General features: G+C 59.3%; 4 protein-coding genes and 1 pseudogene. 3 read left to right on the top strand and 2 right to left on the bottom strand.

All coding sequences use genetic code 11. The features are described from left to right. Positions 1 to 112, bottom strand: a pseudogene (locus HMPREF9538_RS29600) (cytoplasmic protein); the annotation flags it as partial. A gap of 13 nt (positions 113 to 125) precedes the next feature. Continuing rightward, positions 126 to 1,427, bottom strand: a complete 1,302-nt coding sequence (locus tag HMPREF9538_RS18750) for an NAD(P)/FAD-dependent oxidoreductase (protein ID WP_004176990.1) — start codon at positions 1,425 to 1,427, stop codon at positions 126 to 128. Between the two features lie 158 nt (positions 1,428 to 1,585). Between HMPREF9538_RS18750 and HMPREF9538_RS18745 the strand changes: the two genes are divergently transcribed. From HMPREF9538_RS18745 to HMPREF9538_RS18735, 3 genes are all read left to right on the top strand, one after another. Further along, entirely contained in the window at positions 1,586 to 3,070 is a 1,485-nt protein-coding gene (locus HMPREF9538_RS18745) for an aldehyde dehydrogenase family protein (RefSeq protein ID WP_004191461.1), read from the top strand. 395 nt (positions 3,071 to 3,465) lie between these two features. Continuing rightward, positions 3,466 to 4,548, top strand: a complete 1,083-nt coding sequence (locus HMPREF9538_RS18740) for a YncE family protein (RefSeq protein WP_009484539.1) — start codon at positions 3,466 to 3,468, stop codon at positions 4,546 to 4,548. A 59-nt stretch (positions 4,549 to 4,607) separates the two neighbouring features. Further along, positions 4,608 to 6,806 carry a TonB-dependent receptor gene (locus HMPREF9538_RS18735; protein WP_009308092.1) on the top strand — a complete coding sequence of 733 codons (2,199 nt, stop codon included), beginning with the start codon at positions 4,608 to 4,610 and terminating at the stop codon, positions 6,804 to 6,806. The last annotated feature ends 45 nt before the right edge of the window (positions 6,807 to 6,851 follow it).

The following is a 6,851-nucleotide window of genomic DNA, read 5'->3' on the forward strand; positions in this document are numbered from 1 at the left end:
CCCCCCCGCCCCCTCCCGGGGGGTCGCCGGCGGTCGGCGTCGCGCCGAGCAGGCTGACGCTGCCGATCGGCTGCAGATCAGGTACCGGGTGTTTAAGTTTAAAAGCGTGCATAGCGTTCTCCTGGTTAACTCCGGCCTTTCCAGAAACCGGCGGTTTGATGCATCAGTTTTCCGGCCGTGACTAATAGCAAGCGCAGACTGTCACGACCGTGGATGGTCGCGTGGGGGATGCTGCTCAGCAGGCGATAGCGGTCGGAACCGCCGTTGATCCCTTCGGCGAGGATTTTGCACACGATGTGCGACGGGGTGACGCCGAAGCCGGAGTACCCCTGGACGTAAAAGACGTTGTTGTGATCGCGTAGGGTGCCGATCTGCGGGAACAGATTGGCGCTACAGGCCATCGGCCCGCCCCACGCAAAATCGATCTTCACATCCCTGAGATAGGGGAAGACCTCCGCCAGCAAGGTGCGGTTCCAGGCGGCGAAATCGTTCGGCGTATACTCCACAAAGCGGGTGGCGCTGCCGAACAGCAGGCGGTTTTCCCGGGTGACGCGGTAGTAGTTAATTACCGGGCGAATATCGCTGAAGGCGCCGCGCAGTGGGCTGATGCGTTCGATCAGTTCATCGGAGAGCGGCTCGGTCGACACCTGGTAGGAGTAAGTGACCAGCGTCTTGTTGTAGATCTCCGGCTCCATATTGTTGAGGAAGCTGTCGCAGGCCCACAGCAGTTTGGCGGCTTTGACGCTGCCCATCGCGGTGCGTACCCGCACCTGTTTGCCGTAATTCACTTCCACCACCGGCGAGGATTCGAAAATCTTCACCCCCAGCGAATGGGCGGCCTGCGCCGAACCGAGCAGCATATTGAGTGAATGGATCTGGCCGCCGCCCATATGTTTCAGCGCGCCGCAGTAGACCTCGGAGCCCACCACCTGCTGCACCTCTTTTCCGGTATACAGTTCGATCTCTTCATCCGGGGTAGCGGCTTTAAACTCCTTCTCCCACTGGCGCAGCGTTTTAAGCTGTCGCTGGTTATAGGCGAGATAGCCGTAGCCGGGCACGAAATCGGCGTCGATGTTATATTTGCGGATGCGTTCGCGAATGATGCCCGCGCCGAGGTTGGCGATTTTAAACAGCGTCTCCAGCCCCTCTTTGCCGACGTGCTTTTTTACCGCTTCGATATCGTGGCCGATACCGGCCATCACCTGGCCGCCGTTGCGCCCGGTGCCGCCGTAGCCGAGATGGCGCGCCTCCAGCACCACCACGTTGGTGATCCCCTGTTCCGCCAGCTCAAGGGCGGTGTTAATGCCAGAGAAGCCGCCGCCGATAATTACCACATCGGCTTCAATATCTTCCCGTAGCGCCGGGAAATGGAGGTGATATTTCTTCGTCGCGCCGTAGTAGTTCAGCGCATCGATCTTGATGTTCATCGCGTTACCCTGTGGTCTTGCCTGGCTCAAGACCCTCATCACAGCACGCCGCGCGGGCGTTGAATATCGTCCGGAAGAATGACGTTCTTTAGAACGATAGGCTGCGGCGGGAAGCCGTGCTGTGATGGGTTAACTTTGCTGAAAAACGGGTGCTGACGATGAGCGAGATAACCTTACTGGCGGAAGTGACCGCCTTCTTACGCCAGCCGCACGGGCAGTTTATTGCCGGTCAACGTGAGGCGGGCCGCGGCGCGCCGTTCGCGGTGATCAACCCGGCGACCGGGCGGGCGATTGCCGAGGTCACCGCGGCGGATAGTGACCAGGCGGATCGCGCTATGGAGAGCGCCCGCCAGGCGTTTAGTCAGTGGCGCGAGATGCCGACGCTGGCGCGCGGCGCGCTGCTGCTGAAGCTGGCGGACACGCTGGCAGAGCATCGCGAAGCGCTGGCGCAGCTGGAAAGTCTCTGTTCCGGCAAAACTATCACGCTGGCGCGGATGCTCGAGCTGGACCAGTCGGTGGCGTTCCTGCGCTACTTCGCCGGCTGGGCGGGGAAAGTCACCGGTGAAACGCTGGATGTCTCGCTGCCATCGATGGCCGGGGAGAAATATACCGCCTTTACCCGCCGCCAGCCGCTTGGGGTGGTGGTTGGCATCGTGCCGTGGAACTTCTCCATCATGATTGCCATCTGGAAGCTGGCGGCGGCCCTGGTCTGCGGCTGCACCATCGTCCTCAAGCCGAGCGAATATACGCCGCTGACGCTGCTGCGCGTGGCGGAGCTGGCAAAAGCGGTGGGTATCCCGGATGGGGTGATTAACGTGGTCAACGGCCCCGGCGGCGAGATTGCCCAGCGGCTGATTACGCATCCGGCCTGCGCCAAGGTGAGCTTTACCGGCTCGGTGGCCACCGGTGAAAAAGTCCAGCAGTCGGCCAGTGCGTCAGGTAAACGGGTGACCCTTGAGCTGGGGGGGAAAAACGCCGCGCTGTTCCTCGATGACCTGACGCCGGAGGCGATGGTCAACGGCATTATTGAAGCTGGCTACCTGAACCAGGGGCAGATTTGCGCCGCTGCGGAACGTTTTTATCTGCCGCAGGGAAAACTGGATGCGGTATTGGCGCTGCTGAAAGACAAGCTCAGCGCTTTTGCGCCGGGGTCGCCGCTGGATGAACGGACGCTGATGGGGCCGCTGGCCAACCGCCAGCAGTATGACAAAGTTTTGCGGCTCATTCAGACCGCCCGCGACGAGGGCGATACCATCGTCTGCGGCGGCGAAGCGCTGCCGGGGGAGGGCTATTTCCTGCAGCCGACCGCGGTCAAAGTGCGCAGCGAAGAGAGCACCCTGATGCGCGAGGAGACCTTCGGTCCGGTGTGCAGTTTTATCGGCTATCGCAGTGAAGAAGAGGCGCTGGCGCGGATGAATGCCTCACCGTATGGCCTGGCGGCCAGCGTCTGGTCGGATAATATTCGTCAGGCGCTACGCTACTCGGAGGCGATTGAGGCCGGCATCGTATGGGTCAATATGCATACCTTCCTCGACCCGGCGGTACCGTTCGGCGGCATGAAGGGCTCGGGCATCGGGCGCGAATTCGGCAGCGCGTTTATCGATGATTATACGGAGCTGAAGTCGGTGATGGTGCGCTATTAATCGCCGTTCAGCGACATAGCGCTGTCATGTGTCGCTTTGCGCCAGATAGGCAACACATTGTGTGCCTTCTGGCCTGCAACCCGGGCGGTGCACGGCATCGCTTCCGGGACGCTTTTCCCGTCACGGATCCTTTCTTCCCCTCCTAATCCGCCATTGCCGTAAAAAAAATCAGCAGATTATCTTTTTTGCCCGCCAGGACTTGTTTGATATTAGATAATGAGTATAGTTCTCATTCTCTTTTTCATTCGTAATTTTGGCAAGGTTCGAGCTGCGCCAGTGAGTCGTTCACTAAGAGTCGCGAAGGCGTAGGGTGACGTAAAGACAGCAGGCTGGAAACACACAATATCGGCCGCTGCGCGTCCATCGGGTCATTGATTTTTTATAGGGTTGATCCAATGAAATACACACTTCCGGCGTTGACGCTGGCCATCAGCGCGGCGTTAAGCGGCTGCGCGACGCCTCATTCCTCTGCCGTTTCCCAACCGGTTGTCGACTCGCCAGTCCCTAACGTGGCGCAACCGCTGCAGCGCCAGCTAGCGGAAGGGCTGTACGAGATGGCGTTAAGCCCGCAGGGTGATGCGCTGTACGTCGCCAGCGCTGAAGGCTTTAAAAATGTACAGGGCGGGGCGGTTTACACACTGGATCCGTACACCCTCAATACCATCGGCCTGACGCATACCGATCTGAAAAACTTCGCTTTACAGCTCTCTGCGGAGGGTAAAACGCTGTATGTCAGCAATTCGCTGGACGGCGGCATCAGCGCTATCGACACCGCCACCGGCAAGGTAAAAAACCGCCTGCTGTTCAGCGAGCGCAATGAAAAAGGTCGCCCTTATGGGGCCCGTCAGCTGCTGTTGCTGAATAATACTCTCTACGTTGGCGCGGTCGCCGACCCGGCGCAAATCTGGGTGGTTGACGCCACTACCCTGAAGCTGAAAACGCGGATTAAAAATACCGGTAAGTGGATGACCGGCCTGCACTACTCAGCGCAAACCGGTCGCGTGTACGCCGCTAACGGCAGCGGTGAAATTCTGGTGATCAACCCGCGTAACCAACGCATTGAACAGCGCTGGAAGCCGCTGGGCGACAAGCCGGCGCTGCTGCTTAATATGGCCGAAGATAGCGACACCGGCCGTCTGTTCGTGACCGACAACTCGAAAGCGAAAACCACTCTGGTGCTGGATATCCACAGCGGCAAGCTGCTTAAACAGCTCGACGTCGGCGATTCGCTGGCGGTGCAGTTCAATAAGAAACGCCACGAAATTTATATTTCACAGCGTGAATCCGGCAAGGTCATCAGCCTTGACGCCAGCCGCTACACGCTGAAGAAAAGCTGGGCGCTGCCGGCCAATCCCAACAGCCTGCTGCTTTCCGCCGATGGTCAGACGCTGTTTGTCACCGTCAAACAGCCCTTCAATAAAGACCACTCCACTAAAGGCCCGGACAGCGTCGTACGTATCGACCTGAACGCGCAATAAAAATAACGGCTCCGGCGACGGGCCCTTTGATTCATTTATCCTCATCCATGGGGCAAATTATGCACACCACGCACTATTCATCCTTCCCGCTGCGTAAAACGCTGCTGGCCTTAGCCATCGGCGCCGCCAGTCAAACGGCGATGGCCGCGGACGCTGCCGCCGCGAAGCAGCCTGGCGAAGAGACCCTCATCGTCGAGGCTAACGAAACCAGCGATTTTAAATCCGGCGGCGACCTGGTGGTTCCGGCATTCCTCGATGGCCAGATCGCCCACGGCGGCCGTCTGGGGATGCTTGGCGAACAAAAAGCGATGGACGTCCCGTTTAACGTCATCGGCTATACCTCGAAGCTGATTCAGGATCAGCAGGCGAAAACTATCGCCGATGTCGTCAGTAACGACGCTGGCGTGCAGGCCGTACAGGGCTACGGCAACTTCGCCGAGACCTATCGAATCCGCGGGTTTAAGCTCGATGGCGATGACATGACGATGGGCGGCCTGGCGGGCGTGGTGCCGCGTCAGGTGATGGACACCCAGATGCTGGAGCGCGTTGAAATTTTCAAAGGGGCTAACAGCCTGCTTAACGGCGCGGCCAGCAGCGGCGTCGGCGGGATGATTAACCTCGAGCCGAAGCGGGCGGAAGATCTGCCGACCGCACGCGTTGGCGTCGACTATACCTCTGATTCTCAGGTGGGCGGCACCCTCGACCTGGGGCGCCGTTTCGGCGACAACAACCAGTTCGGCGCCCGGGTCAACCTGGTGCACCGCGAGGGTGAAGGCGCTATCGATAATGATAAACGCCGTACCACGCTGGCTTCGCTGGGGCTTGATTACCGCGGCGACCGTTTCCGCTCCTCGCTCGATTTCGGCTATCAGAAGAAAACGTTCCACGGCGGTACGATGGGCGTCAATATCAGCGGCGTGGATTTCGTTCCGGCGCTGCCGGACAACAGCAAAAACTACAGCCAGAAGTGGGGCTATAGCGATATTGAAAGCGAGTTCGGCATGGCGAAGGCAGAATATGACCTGACCGATAGCTGGACGGTATACAGCGCCCTCGGCGGCCAGCATTCGCATGAAATTGGTACCTACAGCGCGCCGAAGCTTCTGAATAAAAACGGCGATGCGACGGTGGGCCGCCTGGATACTAACCGCATTATCGACGCGATCAGCGGCATGGGCGGGGTACGCGGCGATTTCAATACCGGCGCGATTTCGCATAAGGTGAACCTCGGCTATGCGGCGCAGGTGCATACCGATGCGACCGCCTGGCGGATGTCGGCCAGGAACCCGACCACTAATATCTATGACAACCATGATGTGGCGATGCCGGATAACGCCTATTTTGGCGGCAACTACCACGATCCGCTGGTCACCTCGCGCAGCCGTACGCAGGGCTGGCTGCTGAGTGATACCCTCGGCTTCTTTAACGATAAAGTGCTGTTTACCGCCGCTGCTCGTCATCAGAAAGTGGTTGTGCGCAACTACAGCAACGCCACCGGGCTGGAAGATACCTCTTCGCGTTATACCCAAAGCCGCTGGATGCCGACGTTTGGCCTGGTGTACAAGCCGTGGGAGCAGCTGTCGCTGTATGCTAACCATACCGAAGCACTGCAGCCGGGCTCTGTGGCGCCGACGACGGCGGCCAATGCCGGGCAGAGTACCGGGATCGCGCACTCGAAGCAGGACGAAGTGGGCGTCAAGATCGACTACGGTACGATCGGAGGATCGCTGGCGCTGTTTGAAATCAAAAAACCGAACGCCATTTCCGATACCGCTGGCAATTACGGCCTCGACGGCGAGCAGCGTAACCGCGGCGTAGAGATGAACGTCTTTGGCGAGCCGATGCTGGGACTGCGTCTTAACGCCAGTACCGTCTGGCTGGATGCCAAACAGACTAAAACCGCTGAAGGCGCAACCGACGGTAAAGATGCCATCGGGGTGGCTAACTTCTACGCGGTACTCGGCGCCGAATATGACATCAAGCCGGTGGAAGGCCTGACCGCCACCGCGCGCGTCAATCATAGCGGCTCGCAGTATGCCGATGCGGCCAATACCAAGAAGCTGGATAGCTACACCACCCTGGATTTAGGCCTGCGCTATCGTATGCGTCTGAACGCCGACCAGAACGAAATGATCTGGCGCGTCGGGGTGACCAACGTGACCAACGAGAAGTACTGGTCTGGCATTGACGATACCGGTACTTACCTGTTCGAAGGCGATCCGCGTACCGTCCGCGTCTCAATGAGCTACGACTTCTGACGCTAAAAAAAGCGGGGCGGGGGGGGGGGGGGCGCCCCCCCCCCC

The sequence above is a fragment of the Klebsiella sp. MS 92-3 genome (assembly GCF_000195655.1).
In the GTDB taxonomy this organism is placed as follows: domain Bacteria; phylum Pseudomonadota; class Gammaproteobacteria; order Enterobacterales; family Enterobacteriaceae; genus Klebsiella; species Klebsiella pneumoniae.